General features: G+C 74.4%; 19 protein-coding genes. 17 read left to right on the top strand and 2 right to left on the bottom strand.

Features of this window, described 5'->3' with window-relative positions:
• Positions 1 to 53: 53 nt before the first annotated feature.
• The 3 genes from V2S66_RS20300 (at position 54) to V2S66_RS20290 (ending at position 4,375) form a co-directional block, all read left to right on the top strand.
• Positions 54 to 2,108 (top strand): N-6 DNA methylase, encoded by a 2,055-nt coding sequence (locus V2S66_RS20300; protein ID WP_330797304.1) that lies wholly within the window; start codon positions 54 to 56, stop codon positions 2,106 to 2,108.
• A 102-nt stretch (positions 2,109 to 2,210) separates the two neighbouring features.
• Entirely contained in the window at positions 2,211 to 2,852 is a 642-nt protein-coding gene (locus V2S66_RS20295; protein ID WP_330797303.1) for a hypothetical protein, read from the top strand.
• A complete protein-coding gene (locus tag V2S66_RS20290; protein ID WP_330797302.1) occupies positions 2,849 to 4,375 on the top strand; it encodes a serine/threonine-protein kinase in 1,527 nt (508 codons plus the stop codon). The genes V2S66_RS20295 and V2S66_RS20290 overlap by 4 nt, the downstream gene beginning before the upstream one ends.
• Positions 4,376 to 4,463: 88 nt before the next feature.
• Here the strand turns inward: V2S66_RS20290 and V2S66_RS20285 are convergent, their stop codons facing one another.
• On the bottom strand, positions 4,464 to 5,153 hold the full coding sequence (locus V2S66_RS20285; RefSeq protein ID WP_330797301.1) for a class I SAM-dependent methyltransferase: 690 nt from the start codon (positions 5,151 to 5,153) through the stop codon (positions 4,464 to 4,466).
• Positions 5,154 to 5,314: 161 nt separating this feature from the next.
• On the opposite strand from V2S66_RS20285, the gene V2S66_RS20280 reads away from it, so the two are divergent.
• From V2S66_RS20280 to V2S66_RS20220, 13 genes are all read left to right on the top strand, one after another.
• A complete protein-coding gene (locus V2S66_RS20280; RefSeq protein ID WP_330797300.1) occupies positions 5,315 to 6,121 on the top strand; it encodes an HNH endonuclease family protein in 807 nt (268 codons plus the stop codon).
• Between the two features lie 187 nt (positions 6,122 to 6,308).
• Entirely contained in the window at positions 6,309 to 7,412 is a 1,104-nt protein-coding gene (locus V2S66_RS34570) for a glycoside hydrolase domain-containing protein (RefSeq protein ID WP_413966438.1), read from the top strand.
• Positions 7,413 to 7,599: 187 nt separating this feature from the next.
• Positions 7,600 to 8,259: a SurA N-terminal domain-containing protein gene (locus tag V2S66_RS20270; protein WP_330797299.1), complete on the top strand. Its 660-nt coding sequence runs from the start codon at positions 7,600 to 7,602 to the stop codon at positions 8,257 to 8,259.
• 148 nt (positions 8,260 to 8,407) lie between these two features.
• On the top strand, positions 8,408 to 9,499 hold the full coding sequence (locus tag V2S66_RS20265; protein ID WP_330797336.1) for a nucleoside triphosphate pyrophosphohydrolase: 1,092 nt from the start codon (positions 8,408 to 8,410) through the stop codon (positions 9,497 to 9,499).
• A gap of 35 nt (positions 9,500 to 9,534) precedes the next feature.
• Positions 9,535 to 10,908, top strand: a complete 1,374-nt coding sequence (locus tag V2S66_RS20260) for a cytochrome P450 family protein (protein ID WP_330797298.1) — start codon at positions 9,535 to 9,537, stop codon at positions 10,906 to 10,908.
• Positions 10,909 to 11,211: 303 nt separating this feature from the next.
• Positions 11,212 to 12,198, top strand: a complete 987-nt coding sequence (locus tag V2S66_RS20255; protein ID WP_330797297.1) for a transglycosylase family protein — start codon at positions 11,212 to 11,214, stop codon at positions 12,196 to 12,198.
• A 507-nt stretch (positions 12,199 to 12,705) separates the two neighbouring features.
• The gene (locus tag V2S66_RS20250) at positions 12,706 to 13,389 is read left to right on the top strand and encodes a transglycosylase family protein (RefSeq protein WP_330797296.1); all 684 of its coding nucleotides are present in this window, start codon (positions 12,706 to 12,708) and stop codon (positions 13,387 to 13,389) included.
• Between the two features lie 222 nt (positions 13,390 to 13,611).
• Positions 13,612 to 14,892, top strand: coding sequence for a phosphopyruvate hydratase (gene eno, locus V2S66_RS20245; RefSeq protein WP_330797295.1), 1,281 nt, complete (start codon positions 13,612 to 13,614; stop codon positions 14,890 to 14,892).
• A gap of 142 nt (positions 14,893 to 15,034) precedes the next feature.
• On the top strand, positions 15,035 to 15,529 hold the full coding sequence (locus V2S66_RS20240) for an FtsB family cell division protein (RefSeq protein ID WP_330797294.1): 495 nt from the start codon (positions 15,035 to 15,037) through the stop codon (positions 15,527 to 15,529).
• Between the two features lie 131 nt (positions 15,530 to 15,660).
• Positions 15,661 to 16,299 (top strand): DUF501 domain-containing protein, encoded by a 639-nt coding sequence (locus V2S66_RS20235; protein ID WP_330797293.1) that lies wholly within the window; start codon positions 15,661 to 15,663, stop codon positions 16,297 to 16,299.
• Positions 16,296 to 17,246 carry a Ppx/GppA phosphatase family protein gene (locus V2S66_RS20230; RefSeq protein WP_330797292.1) on the top strand — a complete coding sequence of 317 codons (951 nt, stop codon included), beginning with the start codon at positions 16,296 to 16,298 and terminating at the stop codon, positions 17,244 to 17,246. The genes V2S66_RS20235 and V2S66_RS20230 overlap by 4 nt, the downstream gene beginning before the upstream one ends.
• 169 nt (positions 17,247 to 17,415) lie before the next feature.
• Positions 17,416 to 18,636 (top strand): acetyl-CoA C-acetyltransferase, encoded by a 1,221-nt coding sequence (locus V2S66_RS20225; RefSeq protein WP_330797291.1) that lies wholly within the window; start codon positions 17,416 to 17,418, stop codon positions 18,634 to 18,636.
• Between the two features lie 268 nt (positions 18,637 to 18,904).
• A complete protein-coding gene (locus V2S66_RS20220) occupies positions 18,905 to 19,804 on the top strand; it encodes a hypothetical protein (protein ID WP_413966437.1) in 900 nt (299 codons plus the stop codon).
• Positions 19,805 to 19,898: 94 nt separating this feature from the next.
• On the opposite strand, the gene V2S66_RS20215 is transcribed toward V2S66_RS20220, so the two are convergent.
• Positions 19,899 to 20,270, bottom strand: coding sequence for a hypothetical protein (locus V2S66_RS20215; protein WP_330797290.1), 372 nt, complete (start codon positions 20,268 to 20,270; stop codon positions 19,899 to 19,901).
• 153 nt (positions 20,271 to 20,423) lie between these two features.
• Between V2S66_RS20215 and V2S66_RS20210 the strand changes: the two genes are divergently transcribed.
• Positions 20,424 to 20,657, top strand: a complete 234-nt coding sequence (locus tag V2S66_RS20210) for a DUF4287 domain-containing protein (protein WP_330797289.1) — start codon at positions 20,424 to 20,426, stop codon at positions 20,655 to 20,657.
• The last annotated feature ends 75 nt before the right edge of the window (positions 20,658 to 20,732 follow it).

Below are 20,732 nucleotides of genomic sequence, written 5' to 3'. Positions count from 1 at the left end.
CGTGGGTATGCTCGGCGACACAGCGGGCGGGCGGGGGAGAGGAGTCGGCGGGCATGCCGGAGCACGCGAGCGAGGTGACCGCGGCGGCGATCGCCAGGCTGGCCGGCGTCGGACGCGCGGCGGTCAGCAACTGGCGACGACGCCACGGCGACTTCCCCAGGCCCGTCGGAGGCACCGAGGCCAGCCCCACCTTCGAACTGACCGCCGTCGAGCGCTGGCTGCGCGACCAGGGCAAGCTCGCCGTCGTACCGCTGCACGAACGGGTCTGGCAGCAGGCGGAGGCCTATCCGGCGGGAACTCCCGCTGCGCTGCGGCTCGCCGGCGCGCTGATGATGCTGATCCGCGAGCGCCCCGAGGCGTCGGCCGCGTACACCGGAGCCACCGACGCCGAGTTCGCCGTCCGCCTGCCCGCCGACCTGCACGGCGTCCTCGCCGCGCGGTTCGGCCGCCGGCACCCGGTGCGGCTGCCGCAGACCCTCGACGACGCGGTGCCGCTGCTGCGCGCCACCGCCCGACTCGCCCTGGACACCGGACCCGGCCAGGCGTACGAGTTCCTGCTGGGCCGCTATCTCGACGCCAATCCGCGGCAGTTCACCCTCACCCCGGCCGACCCGGCCGGGCTGATGGCCGCGCTGGCCGGCGACCGGCCGGGGAGCGTCCTGGACCCGGCATGCGGCAGCGGGACGCTGCTGCGCGCCGCGGGGGCGGTGGACGCGGTGCTGGCGCAGGAGGCCGATCCGGACCTCGCGGCGCTCACCGCGCTGCGGCTCGCGCTGGCCACCGACCCCGGGGTCCGGGTGCGGGTGCGGGCCGGCGACAGCCTGCGCGCCGACGCCTTCCCCGGCCCGGCCGTGGACGCGGTGCTCTGCCACCCGCCGTTCAACGACCGCAACTGGGGGCACGACGATCTGGGGTACGACCCCCGCTGGGAGTACGGCTTCCCGGCCCGGACGGAGTCCGAACTCGCCTGGCTCCAGCACGCCCTGGCGCACGTCCGCGAGGGCGGCGCGGTGGTGATGCTGATGCCCCCCGCGGCGGCGTCGCGCCGGTCGGGCCGGCGGATCCGCGCCGACCTGCTGCGCCGCGGCACGCTGCGGGCCGTCATCGCGCTGCCCGCGGGCGCTGCCCCGCCCTATGGCATCCCGCTGCACCTCTGGGTGCTGCGCAAGCCCGCCGCGGACCACAGGCCGGGCGCCGAACTGCTGGTCGTCGACGCGGCGGCGATCTCCGGGCAGGGCGCGGAGAAGACGCCCTGGCACACCCTCAGGGCCACAGTGCTCGACGCCTGGCACGCCTTCGACGTGCTCGGCACGACCGAGTCGCGGCCCGGCGTCAGCAGGGCGGTGCCGGTGATCGAACTCCTCGACGACGACGTCGACCTGGCTCCCGCCCGGCACCTCCCGCCGCCCGCCGCGGGCGGGGCCGCCGCTCTGGAGGCCGTCCGCGACCGGCTCGCCGCGACGCTGCGCCGCACCGCGGAACTCGCTCCCGCGCCGCCGGCCGCCGGCGAGCCCGCGCACTGGCCGACCACCACCATCGGCGAACTCGCCCGCTCCGGCGCTCTGCTCATGCGGGCCGGCGGCGCGGGCAGCGCGCCCGCCCCGGACGCGGGGCCGGCTCCGGCCGTGCTCACCGAGCACGACGTGGTGGCGGGCGGCGGCCCGACCGGCGTGCTGCCCCAGGCCCCGCCGGAAGGACCCGCGGAGGAGCCCGTGCTGGTCCGGGCGGGCGACGTCGTGGTGCCGGTGCTCGGCGGCGGCGCGGTGGCCCGGGTGATCGGCGAGGCGACCGCCGGCGCGGCCCTGGGGCGAAACGTGTACCTGCTGCGGCCCGACACCGCCGCGCTCGACCCGTGGTTCCTCGCCGGATTCCTGCGCGGTACCGCCAACAACCGCCAGGCCAGCAGCTACGCGTCCACATCGACCCGGCTCGACGTGCGCCGGCTCCAGGTGCCCCGGCTGCCCCCGTCCGACCAGCGGCGGTACGGCGAGCGCTTCCGCACCCTCGCCGGATTCGAGGAGGCGCTGCGCCAGGCGTCGCTGCTCGGCGAGCAGTTGGTGCGGGGACTGCACGACGGGCTGACCGACGGCACGGTGCGTCCCGAATAGTTATCCACAGGTCGTGCGGGACCGGGCGACGGCTGTCGTCCACGGCCGATACGCTCTCGCCATCGTCAAATCGACGGTCCGTCCGATGACCAGGAGCACGCGATGTACGGCCCCGGCACAGCACCGCCGCCCGCACCGAGCAGGGCGCTCGTCATCGGGTTGCGCGTGCTGTTCACCGTGCTCCCGCTCGTCACCCTGGGCGTGGCCGCCTGGGGTTCGGTGCTCCGGCTCGCGCTGATGCGCCGCCGCACGCTGGACTGGGCGCTGCTCCCGGTCGTCGCGGTCCTCGGCATCGGCGGCTTCATCCTCATCGGCGTGTCCGACGAGGACAGCCCGCAGAGCAACGTCGGGGCGGCGGGCATCTTCGTGTGCATGCTCGCCGTGCCGGTCTACTTCCTCGTCGCCGACATCCTCTGGTCCTCGTCCGAGGCCAAGGGGGCGGCGCCCGCCGGTTCCTACGGCCGGCCGCTGCCGCCTCACCCCTACGCGGCCGGCACGCTGCACGGCGCGGCCCGCGGACCGATACCCGGCGGGCCCGCGACGCCCTCCGCGCCGGGCATGACCGGGACGCCCGGCCAGCCGCCGTACGGCTACGGTCCGCAGGCGCAGCACGCACCGCACACTCCGCATCCGGCCGCCACGCCCGCCACGCCCGCGCCGCAGGCCACCCCCGCACGGCTCAACCAGGTCCGCGCGGAACTGGACGAGTTGAGCGACTACCTCCGCAAGGAGGAGGGCCGGTGATCGGTCGGCTCATCGCCGGCCGGTACGAGCTGTCCACCGTCATCGGGCAGGGCGGCATGGGGCAGGTGTGGACCGCCTACGACCGGCGGCTCGACCGCAGGGTCGCGGTGAAGCTGCTGCGTCCCGACAGGGTCGCGGGCGGTGAGGACGCCTCCGAGCTGCGGCAGCGCTTCGACAGGGAGTGCCGCGTCACCGCCCAGGTCGACCATCCCGGCCTGGTCACGGTGCACGACGCGGGCAGCGACGGCGACGAGCTGTACCTGGTGATGCAGTACGTGGAGGGCGCCGACCTCGGCGACCACCTGGCCGAGCACGACCCCTACCCGTGGCCGTGGGCGGTGGCCGTGGCCGCCCAGCTGTGCGCGGTGCTGTCCGCCGTGCACGCGGTGCCGATCGTGCACCGCGACCTCAAGCCGCGCAATGTCATGGTCCGTCCGGACGGCACCCTCACCGTGCTCGATCTGGGCGTCGCCTCCGTGATGGACACAGACACCACCCGGCTGACGCACACCGGCTCGCCGATCGGCAGCCCTGCCTACATGGCGCCGGAACAGGCCATGGGCGGCGCCGTCGGGCCGCGCACCGACCTGTACGCGCTGGGCGTGCTGCTGCACGAACTGCTCAGCGGGCAGGTGCCGTTCGCGGGAGCCACCGCTCTCGGCGTGCTGCACCGCCACCTGTACGAGGCGCCGGTCCCGCTGCGGCAGCTGCGGGCCGAGGTGCCGGAGCCGCTGGAGTCCCTGGTGCTGAGGCTGCTCGCGAAGGATCCGCAGCACCGTCCGGCCGGCGCGCAGGACGTGTACCGGGAGCTGGCGTCGCTGCTGCCCGCGCCCGGTCCCGCGCAGCCGGCGCCCGGCCCGATGGACCCGACCCGGCCGTTCCTGCGGCCGCACGCGCCCTGGCCGGACCGTCCGGCGCCGCCCCCGGCGAACCCGGGACCGGCCCCGGCGCCCGCCGCGGCGGGCGCCGACCTGGCGACCGCGGTCGACGAGGTCAAGCGGCTGCTGGACGCCGGCCGGATCACGCAGGCGGTGGACATGCTCGGCGGCATCATCCCGGCCGCCGCCGAGCGGCACGGCGAGGGCTCACCGGTGCTGCGCACCCTGCGCAAGCAGTATGCGGCGACGCTGATGGAGGACGGCCAGTACCGCCGCGCGCTGCCCGAACTGCGACGTCTGTCCGAGCAGTTCGCCGGGCAGTACGGCGGGGCGGACCGCCAGGCACTGCAGTTCCGGTACGAGGCCGCGCAGTGTCTGGAACAGCTCGGCGACACCCGGGCCGCGCTCACCGAGTACCGCGTCCTGCTCCCGTACTTCGAGCAGTACGCCGCGACCGACCCCGGCGTGCCGCTCGGCATCCGGCGCAGGATCGGCCAGTTGCTGCTGTCCGTCGGCGACCGGGCGGGCGCCAGGGAGGTGCTCACCCGGCTGCTCTACGACGCCGAGCGGGTGCACGGCCCGCACCACCCCTTCCCGGCGGAGGTGCGGCGCACCCTGGCCTGGCTGGTCCAGGTCCAGGGATAGCCCAAGAGCCGAAGACACCACGCGCCCCCGCCTCCCCGGCGTCCCCGCGGGGCGTGCCCCCGGGCGCGTGCCCCCGCGCGGGCGCGGCTCAGACCGGCAGGGCCCGCACCCAGACGCCGTCCGGCGTCAGCGTGGCGTCCGCCGCCAGGCCCGCCGCCGTCAGGGCGGACTCGAACTCCTCGGCGGTCAGCGGCCGGGACAGGAAGGTCTGGGTCCAGCGGGCGTCCGGGTACACGTACTCCACGTGCACCGACCGCACGCCGGGGCCGGCCGGCTCGGAGGACAGCACCCGTGCCACGCCGTCGGAGCCGAGCGGTGACTCGCGTGGCAGGTTCTCGTGCCAGCCCTGGCCCTCGCGCTGGAGCAGGACGCAGCCTCCGTCGGCGACGTGACGGCGGCAGGAGGCCAGCAACTCGTGGCGCACCCGGGGGTCGTGGGCGTGGACGAGGAAGGACGCGAGGAGCACCACGTCGAAGCGCGTCCCGAGGTCCAGCGTCTGGATGGAGGAGTGCACGGTCCGCGCGCCGTGGACCTTCGCGAGCATCTCGGCGGACTCGTCGACGGCCGTGACGTCGAAGCCGAGGTCGACCAGCGGGTGCGTCATCCGCCCTGCTCCACAGCCCAGTTCGAGGATGCGCGCCCCCGCGGGAACAGCGGCGGCGATCACCGCCGGCTGGTCGCCGGCCGGCAGCCGCTCGTACAGCTCGACCGCGCAGCCGTCGGGGGTGACGGCCCCCGGTCCGGTCGCGCCGAAACCCTCACGCAGTAGTCCGGTCATGGGTCCATGGGAACACGGGCGCCGCCCCGCGCGCCCGGCGCACCCGGTGTCGCGTGGCCCAACCCGGCGGGCAGGTCGTACTGTTCGCTGCTCGGGGCACATGGACACATGGGGCCGGGTGTGCCCCCCGGCCCGCGGGCCGTGACCTCGAAGGGGCGCAGATGGACATAGCGAGCACCCGGCGGACGGCCCGTCGGACCACCCGGATGCTGGCGTGCGCGGCGGCACTCGCCGCGGCCGTCGGCGTGGCGGGCTGCAAGGACCTGAAGACGGCGGCGCCGGACTCCGGGGCCGGCAATCCTTCGGCGGGCTCGGGCCCGGCCGCCTCCGACGGCCGCGCGGTGAGCCCGCTGGACAACCCGGACGGCACCAAGGCGGGCCTGGCCGCGATCACCTCGTCCGCGGACAAGGCGAAGGCGCGGGTGCTGATAGGAAAGGTCTCGGTGAAGGGCCGCGGGCCCAAGACCGGCTACAGCAGGGACCAGTTCGGATACGCGTGGACGGACTCCGCGCCCGGCGTGCCCTTCGCGCACAACGGCTGCGACACCCGCAACGACCTGCTCAAGCGGGACGGCGACGACGTCCGCTACCGCTCCGGATCCAAGTGCGTCATCACGTCCATGACGCTGCACGACCCCTACACCGGCCACACCATCGACTGGACCAAGACGCACGCCACCACCGTGCAGATCGACCATGTGATGCCCCTGTCGTACGACTGGCAGATGGGCGCCGCACACTGGTCGAAGGACAAGCGCGAGCAGATCGCCAACGACCCGCTCAACCTGATCCCGGTCGACGGCCCGTCGAACGGCGCCAAGAGCGACTCGGGACCGGCGAGCTGGCTGCCGCCCAGCTCCCGCGTCCGGTGCTCCTACGCCGTCCGCGTCGCCCAGGTGTCGCTGAAGTACGCGCTGCCGGTCACCGCCGCGGACAAGCAGGCGATGCTCGCGCAGTGCGCCGCCTGAGCCGTCGGCCGCCGGGGCGCGGGTAGCCGTATCCGGGGGCGCCGGGGCGGAATTGTCAGCTCCGGAGCGGCGCGGCATACTTGCCCCGCTCCGGGCGCGATCAGGTAGGAAGCGCACGGGCACGGGCGGGCTCCACACGCCCCAGGAACCACTCCGTCGTCCGTGCCGAGCCGCCATGAGGACCACCGTGTCGCACCGCCGTCTGCCCAGATCCCGGCCGAAGTGGTACCGCTATGCGGGCGTCGCGGCAGCTGTCGCCGTGATAGCCGGGGGCGCGGCGCTCGCCGCGTCGGCGTCCTCCTCCGGCGGCGGCTCGCACGCGGGTGGCACGGCCGCCGTCGCGGCGAGCGCCGGCGGCACGGCCGCGCCTGGCGCCTCCCAGGGGGCGCCGGGCTCGTCCGCATCTCCGGGCGCGCCGGCCTCCTCCGCGAAGGCCACCCCCTCGGTGAGCGGCAGGACGCCCACCGCGAGCCCGAGCGGCACGGGTCACGCCACGCCCGGCGGCTCCGCCAAGGCCACCGGCAAGCCGGCCGGACCCGCCGGCCCCGCGACCGTCGCGGGGCCGCCGCACCCCGCCACCGCGGACGTCTTCACCGGCCTGGCCTTCGACACCTGCACCGCGCCCAGCAGCACCAGGATGAGCGCCTGGCGGAGCGCCGGCCCCTACGGCGCCGCCGCGGTCTACATAGGCGGCCGCAACCGGGGGTGCGCGCAGCCGCAGTTGACCGCCTCCTGGGTGCGCTCTGTCAGCGCCGGCGGCTGGAAGCTCGTCCCGATCTACGTGGGCGCGCAGCCGCCCTGCCAGGACAGCGGCAACCCCGAACGCCTCTCCGCGTCCACCGCGGCCTCCCTCGGCGCGTCCGACGGCGCCGACGCGGTCGCCGATGCCGAGGCGCTCGGCATGCGCGCCTCCAGCGCGGTCTACCTGGACATGGAGTCGTACGACACCGGCGACGCGGCGTGCGTCAGCGCCGTGCTGACGTACATCCAGGCATGGGACAAGGCGCTGCACGCCCGCGGCTACTGGGCGGGGTTCTACGGGTTCACCTCCTCCAGCGCGGCCGCCGTCGCGCACGCCGAGGGCGTCACCCCGGACCTGCCGGACGCCCTGTGGTACGCCCGCTACGACGGCGCCGACAGCACCACCAGCGGCTTCCCCTTCTCCTCCGGGCTGTGGACCGGGCACCGGCGCGGCCACCAGTACCAGGTCGGGGCGAAGGAGACCTACGGCGGCGTGACGCTCACCGTCGACCGAGACGCCTGGGACGCGCCGGTCGCCGTCACGAGCTGACGCCGCCCGCCGCCACCCGCCGACCCGGCCGCCGGCAGCGGCCGGGCGGACGCACAGCCGGCACACAGCGTTCGCACGAAAGGATCGCGTTGTGCCGAGTACTGGATATCCGCGGGCCCGGATCAATATCCTCGGGAGCGATCACCACTTCAGCAACGCGAGGTTCGTTCTCCTGCCGGGAGGCACCATGGTCCGCCGCCGCACCGCCGTCTCGATCGCCGCCCTGGGGCTGCTCATGGCATCCCCCGCGCTCACCGCGTGCGGCTCGGGACCGGCGCATCCCGGTGCGGCCGCCGTGGTCGGCGACCACCGCATCACGGTCTCCTCGCTCCAGGCCAAGGTCGACGAGGTGCGCTCGGCCGAGGCGAAGTCCGCGCAGGGCGACCAGCTGGTGGACGCCAGCGGCAGCCTGTCCACGCAGACCCTGAGCATGCTGGTGCAGAACGAGGTCATCTCCAAGGCCGCCTCCGACGCCGGGGTGACCGTCACCGACGCCGAGGTGCAGCAGGAGCGCGGCGCCGCGCTCCAGCAGTTCGCCGGCAACGAGCAGCAGCTCGACACGACGCTGCTCTCCCAGTACGGGGTCGGCCCCTCGGCCGTCGACGGCTTCTTCCGCACGAACGTGACCGTCGGCAAGCTGATCCAGCGCCTGGGTTTCCAGCCGGGCAGCGACGGGGGCAACGCGGCGGTGCTCAAGACCATCGTGAAGACCGCCGACTCCCTCGGCGTGAGCGTGAACCCGCGCTACGGCGCCTGGGACGCGAAGAAGGCGGTCATCGGCACCGCGACCGACCCGTGGGTGGTGAACAAGACGCCGAGCGCCGCGGCGGTCCCGCCCGGCGCGTGAGTTATCCACAGGCCGGCTGTTCGGTGGACCGCTCATCCCGGGTCCGGGGTACGTTCGTGGTGTGAACGAGATTGACCGCAGCAACGACCAGACGCACAGCCGGCCGGACGGCGCGGCGGACGCCGAGAGGGGTCCGGCCACGGGCCGGCTGGTGCTGCTCGCCACCAGCCACCGGGTCGCCCCCGGCCAGTTGTCCTGGCCGGCCTGGCGGGCGCTGCGCGAGGCCGACCAGGTGGTGTGCACCGACCCCGGGCACCCGCAGCTGCCGTTCCTGCGCGAGGCCGGGGTCCGGGTGGAGATCGCCGACCCCACCGGCGCCGAACTGGTGGACGCGACGGCCGGCGGCCGCAGCGTCGTCTACCTTCCGCCGTCCGGCGGCGTCGCCCCCGCGGTCACCGCGGAGCTCTCCCGGCTCGGCGGGTCGGGACGCGTCCGGATGCCCGACCTGGAGCTGCTGCCCGGCTCCTACGACCTGCCCGGCGCCCGGCTGCTCGACCTCGTCCAGGTGATGGCCACCATCCGCGCGCAGTGCCCGTGGAGCAGCCTGCGCAGCCACGAGGACCTCGCGAAGTACGGCATCGAGGAGATGTACGAACTCGTCGAGGCGATCGAGGAGGGCGACAGGACGGCGATCCGGGAGGAGCTCGGCGACGTGCTGCTCCAAGTGGTCTTCCACGCGGCGATCGCCGAGGAGGACCCGGAGGAGCCGTTCTCCATCGACGACGTGGCCGCCGGACTGGTCGACAAGCTGGTGCACCGCCATCCGCACATCTACGGCGACGAGACCGCGGACACCCCGGAGCAGGTCCGGGAGAACTGGGTGCGTCTGAAGGGCGTGGAGAAGGCCCGTGACTCGGTGACCGACGGCGTGCCGCTGGCCTCCCCGGCGCTCGCGCTGGCCGCCAAGCTCACCGACCGGGCCCGCGGTGCCGGACTGCCGCTGCCGGCCGCCCCGGCCGCGCCCCGCTACGACGACGAGACGGCGCTCGGCGACCACCTGCTGGCCGAGGCCGGCGCCGCCCAAGCCGCGGGCGTCGACCCGGAGGCGGCGCTGCGCCACGCCGCCCGCCGCTACCGCACCGCGATACGCAAGGCGGAGGCCGACGCCAAGGCGGCCCGCCTCGCGGCCGGGACGGACGCCCCCGACGGTCGGACCGGCCGGCACGCCACCGGCACCGGCCCGGACGCGGGCCAGTCCGCGGGCCACGCCACCGGTCCGGACGCGGGCCCGCGCACCTGAGCGGGCCTCGCAGCAGGCCCTATACCGTCAGGGGCATGACCGACCCCGCCCACCCCGACCCCGGGACGCCGAGCGACCCGGCGCCCGCGGGCTGCCCCGCGGCCCCCGCCGACCGCCCGGCCGACCCGCACGCGAGCCCGTCGGCGGCCGCGGCCGCTCCCGCGGCCGCTGCCGTGCCCGAGCTGTTCGGGTGGGAGTTCGCCACCGACCCCTACCCCGCCTACGCCTGGCTGCGCGAGCACGCCCCGGTGCGCTGGACCGAACTGCCCAGCGGCGTCGGCGCGTGGCTGGTGACGCGGTACGCCGACGCCCGCGAGACCCTCGCGGACGCCCGGCTCAGCAAGAATCCGGCGCACCACGCGGGGGAGTCGCGGGCGAAGGGCAGGACCGGCATCCCGGGGGAGCGCGGCGCCGACCTGATGACGCATCTGCTCAACATCGACCCGCCGGACCACACCCGGCTGCGCCGGCTGGTGTCGACGGCGTTCACGCCGCGCCGGGTGGCGGCGTTCGCGCCGCGCGTGCAGGAGCTGACGGACCGGTTCGTGGACGGTTTCGCCGCCGCGGGCGAAGCCGACCTGATCCACGACTTCGCCTTCCCGCTGCCCATCTACGCGATCTGCGACCTGCTGGGCGTGCCGGCCGAGGACCAGGACGACTTCCGGGACTGGGCCGGGATGATGATCCGTCACGGCGGCGGCCCGCGAGGCGGCGTCGCGCGCTCGGTGAAGCGGATGCGCGCATATCTGGTCGAGCTGATCCACCGCAAGCGCGGCGACCTCGGGGACGACCTGATCTCCGGCCTGATCCGGGCGAGCGACCACGGCGAGCACCTGACGGAGAACGAGGCCGCCGCGATGGCCTTCATCCTGCTCTTCGCGGGCTTCGAGACCACCGTCAACCTGATCGGCAACGGCGTGCACACCCTGCTGCGCCACCCCGCCCAGCGCGCCGCCCTCCAGGATGCGCTGGCCCGCGGCGACACCGCCCTGCTGGAGACCGGGGTCGAGGAACTGCTGCGCTACGACGGCCCGGTGGAGCTGGCCACCTGGCGCTACGCGACCGAGGAGACGGTGGTGGGCGGCCAGCGGATCGGCGCCGGCGATCCGGTCCTCGTGGTGCTCGCGGCCGCCGACCGCGACCCGGCGCGCTTCGACGCGCCCGACACCGTCGACCTCGCGCGCCGTGACAATCCGCATCTGGGGTACGGGCACGGCATCCACTACTGCCTGGGCGCGCCGCTGGCCCGGCTGGAGGCGAGGATCGCGCTCGCGACGCTGCTGACGCGCCTTCCGGACCTGCGGATGGCCGTCGATCCGGAGGAACTTCGCTGGCGTGGCGGATTGATCATGCGTGGACTGCGTACGCTGCCGGTGGCGTTCACGCCCCGCGCCCCGCAGGGAGAGTGACGCTGCGTCATGACCGTGATCCTGACGTGATGATCGCTACACCGACTTGTGATCCGTTGGCCAAGACCGCTACGTTCTGCGGTCAACGCGAGGCACGCACGGCTCGCGGGACGCGCCTGCCCCTCAGGCGCACGGACCGCCGCTCCGCTCGGCACGTACGGGCGGCGGAACCGGCGCAGGGCGCGTAAGGCCAGAACGAAAGGCGACCGCATGCTCTCGTCCGGTAACGGCCGGCACCGACGACCCAGGCCGGCCCCGGCCGCCGTGGTGACCGTGGCGACCGCGGCCGCGGCAGGAGCCGGGATGGCGTTGCCGCTGCTCGGCGCGACAGCCGCGCAGGCCGCGGACACCGGTACCTGGAACAAGGTCGCCATCTGCGAGACCGGCGGCCTGTGGAGCGCGAACACCGGCAACGGCTTCTTCGGCGGCCTCGCCGTGACCCAGACGACCTGGGACCAGTACGGCGGCGACCAGTACGCGCCGCGGCCCGACCTCGCGTCCATCTCCCAGCAGATCGCCGTGGCCGAGAGGATCCTGGCCGACCTCGGCCCCGACGCCTGGCCCGGCTGCGAGGACGGCACCGGCCTGCTGAAGGACACCGCACCGCCGCAGGTCGACCCGGGCGGCGCGGTCACCCCGGTCGTGCCCGTGACCGGCGGCGCCCCGACGGTGAGCCCCACGGCCCCCGCCGACGGCTCCGGTTCGGCCGGCCCGACGACGAGCCCGGTGACCGGCTCCGGCACCGGCTCCCCGTCCGGCTCCGGCTCGCCCACCGCGCCCACCACCGCCCCCGGTGACCCGGGCGACCCCACGACGCCGGCCGGCGGCTCCGCCACCGACCCCGGCGCGCCCACCGGGGGCACGCCCTCCACGGCGCCCGGCGCACCCTCCACGTCCATACCCGGCTCCACCGCCGCCGCGCCTCCCGGCCGGGCCGACGGGACGCCTCCGCCGGCCGGCACCGGCGCTCCCTCGGCGCCCGTCACGGGCCGGCACGGCAAGCCGTACAACCCGACCGACGAGCAGCTCGCGGCGGCGGACCGGGCGAGCCGCACCGAGGTGTTCTCGACCACGGACGCCAACGGGAGCGTCGGCGGCGGCAATTCGGGCAGTTCGGACTCCGCGTCGGATTCCTCCACGTACACCGTCGGATCGGGCGACTCGCTCGCCGGCATCGCGGGCGCCCATCACGTCGACGGCGGATGGCGCGCGCTCTACGACGCCAACCACCGGCTGATCGGCGACGACCCGAACCTCATCAAACCCGGACAGATCCTCAACCTCGTCTGAGGCAAGGGGGCGTGGCGGCCGGAGAACAAAAGGGACGTATCGATTTTCCGGGGCGTCCGGAGATGTGACAAGGGTCTCCCGGGCCGCCGTGACCGCCCGCTCGCAGAGCGCTCAGCTCCGCCCCTCCGACCTGCGGTTCTGCACACCTCTCGGGCGAGCCACCGCAGTTGATGTCCGATATCGGAATGTTTGAACTCGCCCCCGGGGTGTGCTTAACGTCTAACCGCTCGCCACAGCGAGCCCCGCCGGTACGGAACGCCGAGTCCTGCCGCCGCCCGACGGGAACTGTCGACGCGAAAGCGCCGCAGGCAGGAGCGGGGGACCCAAGGTCTTCCGCCGGACCGGACGACGTACGCCGCGCAGCAACGGACAGCATCCGCTGCCACGCGTACGCCCCACGGTCCGGCTAGGGGTGAAGCCGAACGCCGCACCACGCGGACCGGCCGGGCAACTCACGTCCGAACCCGACAGCTGACCTCGTAGGCGTCGGTGAGGACACACAACACCATGGGTAAGCACCGTCGTGCCTCGAAGAAGTTCGTCCGTCTCGCCACGTTCGCGGGAGTGGCCGGCACCGCCGTCACGATCCCGCTGATGGCCTCCACCTCCGCCTCCGCCGCCTCGGTCGCGACCTGGGACAAGGTCGCCCAGTGCGAGTCCGGCGGCAACTGGTCGATCAACACCGGCAACGGCTACTACGGCGGCCTGCAGTTCTCGCAGTCCAGCTGGGAGGCCGCCGGCGGCCTGCAGTACGCGCAGCGCGCCGACCTCGCCACCAAGGACCAGCAGATCGCGATCGCCGAGAAGCTCCTCGCCCTGCAGGGCCCGAGCGCCTGGTCCTGCGCCTCGGCCGGCGGCCTGACCGCGGGCGGCCCGTCCCCCGACATCAACCCGGGCGGCTCGTCCTCCGCCGGCAGCTCGTCGAGCAGCAGCAGCTCCACCGCCGCACCGGCCAAGAGCAGCACCGCGGCGTCCACCCACTCCGCGCCGGCCGCCACGCACAAGGCGGCGGCCGCCCACACCTGGCGCAAGGGCAGCGGCTCGTACACGGTCGTCTCCGGCGACACGCTCTCCCGCATCGCCAAGGCCCACCACGTGGCCGGTGGCTGGAAGAAGCTGTACGCCCTGAACCACGACACGGTGAAGCAGGCCGACCTGATCTACCCGGGTCAGCACCTGCACCTCGGCTGACCTCAGCCGTCACACCGGCCGGCCTCCGGGCCGGACGCGGACGCGGGATCGGCGGAGTCCTCACCGCCCATGACACCCCGGCCGGGCACGCTCTCCCCCCGACGTGCCCGGCCGGGGTATTCCGTCTCACGGGCCGGGCCGACGGCCGGACCCGGGCCCCGCGCCGGTTAGGCTCGTCCCGAAAAAGACGAGAGACATCACTGCTTCACCGAAGGAGACAACGTGCCGTCCATCGACGTCGTCGTAGCCCGGGAAATCCTCGACTCGCGAGGCAACCCCACCGTCGAGGTCGAGGTCGGCCTCGACGACGGCAGCACGGGCCGTGCCGCGGTCCCGTCCGGCGCCTCCACCGGCGCGTTCGAGGCCCTCGAGCTCCGCGACGGTGACAAGAACCGCTACCAGGGCAAGGGCGTCGAGAAGGCCGTCCTCGCCGTGATCGAGCAGATCGGCCCGGAGCTGGTCGGCTACGACGCCACCGAGCAGCGGCTGATCGACCAGGCGATGTTCGACCTGGACGCGACGCCGGACAAGTCCTCGCTCGGCGCCAACGCCATCCTCGGCGTCTCGCTCGCCGTCGCGCACGCCGCCTCCGAGGCGTCCGACCTGCCGCTCTTCCGCTACCTCGGCGGCCCGAACGCGCACGTGCTGCCGGTGCCGATGATGAACATCCTCAACGGCGGCTCGCACGCGGACTCCAACGTCGACATCCAGGAGTTCATGATCGCCCCCATCGGCGCGGAGTCCTTCTCCGAGGCGCTGCGCTGGGGCGCGGAGGTCTACCACACCCTCAAGGGCGTGCTGAAGTCCCGCGGGCTGTCCACCGGCCTCGGCGACGAGGGCGGCTTCGCCCCGAACCTGGAGTCCAACCGAGCCGCCCTCGACCTGATCGTCGAGGCCATCAAGCAGGCCGGCTACGCGCCCGGCCAGGACATCGCGCTCGCCCTGGACGTCGCCGCCTCCGAGTTCTACAAGGACGGCAAGTACCAGTTCGAGGGCGGCGAGAAGTCGGCCGCCGAGATGACCGAGTACTACGAGGACCTGGTCGCGTCCTACCCGCTGGTCTCCATCGAGGACCCGCTCTTCGAGGACGACTGGTCCGGCTGGAAGGTCCTCACCGAGCGGCTCGGCGCCAAGGTGCAGATCGTCGGCGACGACCTGTTCGTCACCAACCCCGAGCGCCTGCAGAAGGGCATCGACAACGACACCGCCAACGCGCTGCTGGTCAAGGTCAACCAGATCGGCTCGCTCACCGAGACGCTGGACGCGGTCGAGCTGGCCCAGCGCAACGGCTACAAGTGCATGATGTCGCACCGCTCCGGCGAGACCGAGGACGTCACCATCGCCGACCTCGCCGTCGCCACCAACTGCGGCCAGATCAAGACCGGCGCCCCGGCCCGCTCCGAGCGCGTCGCCAAGTACAACCAGCTGCTGCGCATCGAGGAGATCCTGGACGACGCCGCGGTCTACGCCGGCCGCTCGGCGTTCCCCCGCTTCAAGGGCTGACGGCCCCCGCCTCCCTACGTCCCCGCACGCGGTCCCGTACCGTGTGCGGGGACGTACTGGCGCAGGGGCGTGGCCGCGTGCGGGCGACGGCGTGCACGCCGCGGCGCACCACGGCGCGCACGAAGGCGAGGGGAGGCACGGCGTGGCGGCGGACCGCTTCTCCACCACGGCCCGGCTCAAGGCGATCGGCCAGGAGGCGCAGGCCCGGGTCTACCGTGCCGCGGCCCGCCGCCCGGTCCGGCGCAACAAGCTGACCGGCCGCGCCGCGCTGCTGGCCCTCGTGCTGTGCGCGCTGGTGGTGGCCCTCGCCTATCCGATGCGGCAGTACGTCTCGCAGCGCTCGGACATCGCCGACCAGCGGCGCGAGGCGCAGAAGGCGGCGCAGCGGGTCCAGCAGCTGCGCGAGGAGAAGGCGCGCTGGCGGGACCCCGACTACGTGCGCACCCAGGCCCGCGAGCACCTGCACTACGTGATGCCCGGTGAGACCGGCTACCAGCTCGCCGGCGTTCCCTCGGCCACCGCGCGACCCGCGCAGGGCCGGGGCGCCACGAGCGAGGCCGCCGCGCACCGCCCGTGGTACGACAATCTGTGGGACGGCCTCGACCGGGCCGACGCGGCCGCGGCCCCGCGCCGCTGACGCCCCGAAAGCCCCACGCCCGCCGACGGCACCGCGTCCGCCCGGCGCGACGCGCCCACCCGACCGCGCCTCACCCCGACCCCGCGGCGCCCCGACACCGCCACCCCCGAAGCCCCCAGGCAGAACGGCTCATGAACAGCTCTCCGCAGCACCCGGACCCCGCCGAGCGGCCCGTCCCCGCCGAGCAGCACGACCCGGCCGCCCCCGCGGCCCCCGCCGCGGGAGCGGACCCCGCGCCGCCCGGCCGCGAGGCGTTCGCGGCGGACGACGCCGCCGCCGTGCGCGAGCAGCTCGGGCGGCCGCCGCGCGGTCTGCGCGCGGTCGCGCACCGCTGCCCGTGCGGCAACCCCGACGTGGTCGAGACCCAGCCGCGGCTGGAGGACGGCACGCCGTTCCCGACGCTGTACTACCTGACCTGCCCGCGCGCGGCCTCCGCCATCGGCACCCTGGAGGCGGACGGCGTGATGAAGCAGATGACCGCCCGGTTGGCGGTGGACGAGGAGCTGGCCGCCGGCTACCGCGCGGCGCATGAGGACTACCTCGCCCGCCGCGACGCCATCGAGGTGCTGGAGGGCTTCCCGAGCGCGGGCGGCATGCCCGACCGGGTGAAGTGCCTGCACGTGCTGGCCGGGCACGCGCTGGCCGCCGGCCCCGGCGTCAACCCGCTGGGCGACGAGACGCTCGCCCTGCTGCCCGACTGGTGGGCCAAGGGCCCCTGCGTGCCGCGCCCGCAGGTCCCCGGCGCCGAATCCGCTGAGGAGTCCGAGTGACGACGCGCGTGGCCGCGATCGACTGCGGCACCAACTCCATCCGCCTGCTGGTGGCCGACCTGGACCCGGCGACCGGCGAGCTGAAGGACCTGGACCGCAGGATGCGGATCGTCCGGCTCGGCCAGGGCGTGGACCGCACCGGCCGGCTCGCGCCCGAGGCGCTGGAGCGCACCTTCGCGGCCTGCCGGGAGTACGCGGAGGTCATCGCCGGGCACGGGGTGCCGGCCGGCAGGGTCAGGTTCGTGGCCACCTCGGCCTCCCGGGACGCCGACAACCGCGAGGACTTCGTCCGCGGCGTGGTGGACATCCTGGGCGTGCGGCCCGAGGTGGTGAGCGGCGAGCAGGAGGCGCAGTTCTCCTTCACCGGCGCGACCCGCGAGCTGACCGGTGGACACGGCCTGGCCACCCCGTACCTGGTGGTCGACATCGGCGGCGGCTCCACCGAGTTCGTGCTCGGCGGGCGGGAGGTCACCGCGGCCCGCTCGGTGGACGTCGGCTGCGTGCGGATGACCGAGCGCCACCTGGTGCACGACGGGGTGATCACCGATCCGCCCACCGCGGAGGCGGTCGCCGCGATCACCGCGGACATCGACCGGGCGCTGGACGAGGCGGCCCGCGAGGTGCCGCTGGAGCAGGCCCGCACCCTGGTCGGGCTGGCCGGCTCGGTCACCACGATCGCCGGCATCGCGCTCGGCCTGCCCGCCTACGACTCCGCGGCCATCCACCACGCGCGGATCACCCGCGAGCAGGTGCGCGAGATCACCGGACGGCTGCTGCACGCCACCCACGCCGAGCGTGCCGCGATCCCGGTGATGCACGAGGGCCGGGTGGACGTGATCGGCGCGGGTGCCCTGGTGCTGCTGCGGATCATGGAGCGCACCGGCGCGGCCGAGGTGGTCGTGTCGGAACACGACATTCTGGACGGCATCGGCTGGAGCCTGGTGTGACCGGGCGTATCCTCGCGGGTAAGCAAGCGCTCAGAAAGTAGCCCTCGTCACAGCGCCCGCCTGGTGACTCGCTGCGATACGTACGGGTAACTTCCCTGAGAGTCCGCACGTACGCAAGGGCGGTACGCACCGTGCGTACCGCCCCGCAGCCCGCCGAGGAGTGCCCGCGATGCCCGAAGCCGTCATCGTCTCTGCCGCCCGTTCGCCCATCGGCCGCGCCTTCAAGGGCTCGCTGAAGGACCTGCGCCCGGACGACCTCGTCGCCACCGTCATCCAGACCGCGCTGGCGAAGGTGCCGCAGCTCGACCCGCGCGAGATCGACGACCTGATGCTCGGCTGCGGCCTGCCCGGCGGCGAACAGGGCTTCAACCTGGGCCGGATCGTGGCGGTGCAGATGGGCATGGACCACCTGCCGGGCTGTACCGTCACCCGCTACTGCTCCTCGTCGCTGCAGACCACCAGGATGGCGATGCACGCGATCAGGGCCGGCGAGGGCGACGTCTTCATCTCGGCCGGCGTGGAGGCGGTGTCCCGCTTCGTGAAGGGCAACTCCGACAGCCTGCCCGACACCATGAACCCGCTCTTCGGCGAGGCGACGGCCCGTACCGAGCGGCGCGCGCAGGGCGGCGGCGGCGCCTGGCACGACCCGCGCGAGGACGGTGCGGTGCCGGACGCCTACATCGCGATGGGCCAGACCGCGGAGAACCTCGCCGCCCTCAAGGGCGTGACCCGCCAGGACCAGGACGAGTTCGGGGTGCGCTCGCAGAACCTGGCCGAGGAGGCGCTGAAGAACGGTTTCTGGGAGCGGGAGATCACCCCGGTCACGCTGCCCGACGGGACGGTCGTCTCCAAGGACGACGGCCCGCGCGCCGGCGTGACCCTGGAGGGCGTCTCCGGCCTCAAGCCCGTCTTCCGCCCCGACGGCACGGTCACCGCGGGCAACTGCTGCCCGCTCAACGACGGCGCGGCCGCCCTGGTCGTCATGTCGGACACCAGGGCCCGGGAGCTGGGCATCACGCCGCTGGCCCGGGTGGTCTCCACCGGCGTCTCAGGGCTCTCCCCGGAGATCATGGGCTACGGCCCGGTCGAGGCGTCCCAGCAGGCGCTGCGGCGGGCCGGGATGGCCATCGGCGACATCGACCTGGTCGAGATCAACGAGGCCTTCGCCGCGCAGGTCATCCCCTCCTACCGCGACCTGGGCATCGACCTGGACCGGCTGAACGTCAACGGCGGCGCGATCGCGGTCGGCCACCCCTTCGGGATGACCGGCGCGCGGATCACCGGCACGCTCATCAACAGCCTCCAGTTCCACGACAAGCAGTTCGGCCTCGAAACCATGTGTGTGGGCGGCGGTCAGGGCATGGCGATGGTCATCGAGCGCCTTTCCTGACGCTTTGCGACCGCCTGGCTGCAATGTGCACTCTGTGTGACATAAGTCGCAACGAAATCGCCCCCGGGATGTGATTTTCTCCCGGGGGCGACGCGTTTGCGCAGGTCATGCGAGGTGTCGCGGAGGGTGTCAAGGGGACAGAACGGGACAGGCCATGACGTTCCGCACTGCAAAGGCCAAGGGTTTACCGGCAGAGTGATGAGTGGGGAAAGTTTCGTCCACCGCCCGGATGGGCATTGCTCGGGTCGCACCAGTCGGGAGTACGTCAGTGAGCGCCAACTTCACCGTTCTGCTGGTGGCCGCGGGACTCGCCGTGGCCGCGGGTTCCGCCGCCCTGCTCTGCGCCCACGGCATGCGGCGCGAGCTGGCCGCGCTGCGCCGCGACCTGGCGGCGCTCGCCCTGCCGGGGCAGCGCGACGCCCTGATGTCCGCGCGCGACGTGCGGACCGCGGTGGCCGACGCGCTCGCCGACGAGCGGGAGCGGGAGCTGGCCGAGGCACGCGCCTTCTGGGCCGAGCAGGAGGCCCGCGAGAGCGCGGGTGACGGCTTCTTCCGCGGCGGCCTGACCGGTCTGCCCGGCGTCGCCGACGGCCGGGACGCGCTGCCCGACTACGAGGTGCCGCCAGTGCTGCCCTACCTGCCGCGCCAGGCGGACTCCAGCCTCCAGGCCGCCTTCGACGCGGGCCGGGAGAGCCTCGACGCGGCCTTCGAAGGCGGCGTGGAGGCCGGAGTGGCCGGAGCGGAGCCCGCGGGCGCGTCGGGCGCGGAAGCGGGCGCCCAGGGCCCGGAGACGGCTGAGGCGACCCGTCCCGCCCCGGGCGCGATCCCGCACCCCTCCGGCCCCGACTTCACCCCGGCCCCGGTCGTCGCCTCCCGCGACCAGACCGCGGACCGGCTCGCCGACCTCGCCGACGCGCGCATCCCGCTGTCCGACGTGCGGCCGGGACCGCTCGGCACCCTGGACGTCTACGTCTTCGCCGACGGCACCACGCTGTGCATGACGCCCGGCCACCGGGCGACCGCGCTCAAGCTCTGCGACGCGCTCGACCGCGGCGAGGTCCCGTTCCTGCAGGGCGGCTCCGCGATAGCCGGCGCCTACGCGCTGACCTTCTCCTGCGGCGAGGAGAGCGTGTACGTCCTCGCGGACCGCGTGGTCGCCTCGCTGTAGGCCCGGTCGGCGCCTGCGCGAGCCGGCGCACGCCAGGACCGGCGCACCGCCCGCGCACGGGTCGACGCACGGACCGGCGCCGGCGCCTGACCGGTCAGCCGATCGCCTTCGCCGCGACCGCGAGCCGCTCCAGCGCCTCGGCCGCCGCCCGCCGCCCGCGCGGCGGATCGGCCGCGACCGCCCGCGCCAGATCGTGGCCGGCCACCGCCAGTTGGTCGCCGACCGCGAAGATCCCGTCGTCCGGCAGCTCGTAGGGCTCGCGGCCGGGGAACTCCAACTCCTGCGCCCGGCGGGCCAGCAGGCGGGCGACGGCGAGCCCCACGGCGGCGGCGCCGGTCTGCAGCCGCCGCTGCGGCAGCGCCCTGAGCCGTCCGGCCAGCCGCTCCACCGCCTCGTTCAGTGCGTGATCGGGTACCGGTTCGTGGGCTGGTTCCCCGCCGCTGTCCCGCGCGTCGCGTTCCGACATGACGGCGACCCTATCCGGCCGGGGCGTCGCCGCCCCGCGCGGCCGCACACTCCGCGCGCACCTCGTCGTACCCATATCCGCACGTCCGGATGGTTGCCAAGGGGCGACCTCTCGGGCACGGTGGGGTGACCGGACCACATACCGGAGGCGCCGATGTCCCAAACGCACTTCTCCGAGGAAACCCACCGGAATCTGCTCGACCACATCCCGCAGTCCACGGGCCGCGAGGTCAGCGACTGGCTCCGAGCCCTCGCCGACGGCCCGTCGTTCCTCCGCTTCGACGACAAGGTCAGCTGGCTCCGCAGCGAGCACGCCCTCTCCTACGGCCACGCGAAGGCCATCGCCCACGAGTTCGACCTGCGGCGGGCCGCGCGCAACCTGGCCTGACCGCCCCACCCTCCACAAGACGCCGGCGGGCCGCCCCGGGAAGCACTGCTTCCGGGGCGGCCCGCCGTGTCTGAC

The sequence above is a fragment of the Actinacidiphila polyblastidii genome (assembly GCF_036353415.1).
GTDB lineage: Bacteria > Actinomycetota > Actinomycetes > Streptomycetales > Streptomycetaceae > Actinacidiphila > Actinacidiphila polyblastidii.
The sequence above is the reverse complement of the archived record's forward strand: the minus strand, read 5'-3'. Positions and strand labels throughout refer to the sequence as shown.

Coding starts and splice junctions, on each gene's coding strand:
- V2S66_RS20280 (WP_330797300.1), top strand. CDS start 5,315: ATGGACATAGCGAGCACCCGGCGGACGGCCCGTCGGACCACCCGGATG.
- V2S66_RS20285 (WP_330797301.1), bottom strand. CDS start 5,153: ATGACCGGACTACTGCGTGAGGGTTTCGGCGCGACCGGACCGGGGGCC.
- V2S66_RS20300 (WP_330797304.1), top strand. CDS start 54: ATGCCGGAGCACGCGAGCGAGGTGACCGCGGCGGCGATCGCCAGGCTG.
- V2S66_RS20255 (WP_330797297.1), top strand. CDS start 11,212: ATGGCGTTGCCGCTGCTCGGCGCGACAGCCGCGCAGGCCGCGGACACC.
- V2S66_RS20210 (WP_330797289.1), top strand. CDS start 20,424: ATGTCCCAAACGCACTTCTCCGAGGAAACCCACCGGAATCTGCTCGAC.
- V2S66_RS20235 (WP_330797293.1), top strand. CDS start 15,661: ATGAACAGCTCTCCGCAGCACCCGGACCCCGCCGAGCGGCCCGTCCCC.
- V2S66_RS20295 (WP_330797303.1), top strand. CDS start 2,211: ATGTACGGCCCCGGCACAGCACCGCCGCCCGCACCGAGCAGGGCGCTC.
- V2S66_RS20215 (WP_330797290.1), bottom strand. CDS start 20,270: ATGTCGGAACGCGACGCGCGGGACAGCGGCGGGGAACCAGCCCACGAA.
- V2S66_RS20225 (WP_330797291.1), top strand. CDS start 17,416: ATGCCCGAAGCCGTCATCGTCTCTGCCGCCCGTTCGCCCATCGGCCGC.
- V2S66_RS20250 (WP_330797296.1), top strand. CDS start 12,706: ATGGGTAAGCACCGTCGTGCCTCGAAGAAGTTCGTCCGTCTCGCCACG.
- V2S66_RS20270 (WP_330797299.1), top strand. CDS start 7,600: ATGGTCCGCCGCCGCACCGCCGTCTCGATCGCCGCCCTGGGGCTGCTC.
- V2S66_RS20260 (WP_330797298.1), top strand. CDS start 9,535: ATGACCGACCCCGCCCACCCCGACCCCGGGACGCCGAGCGACCCGGCG.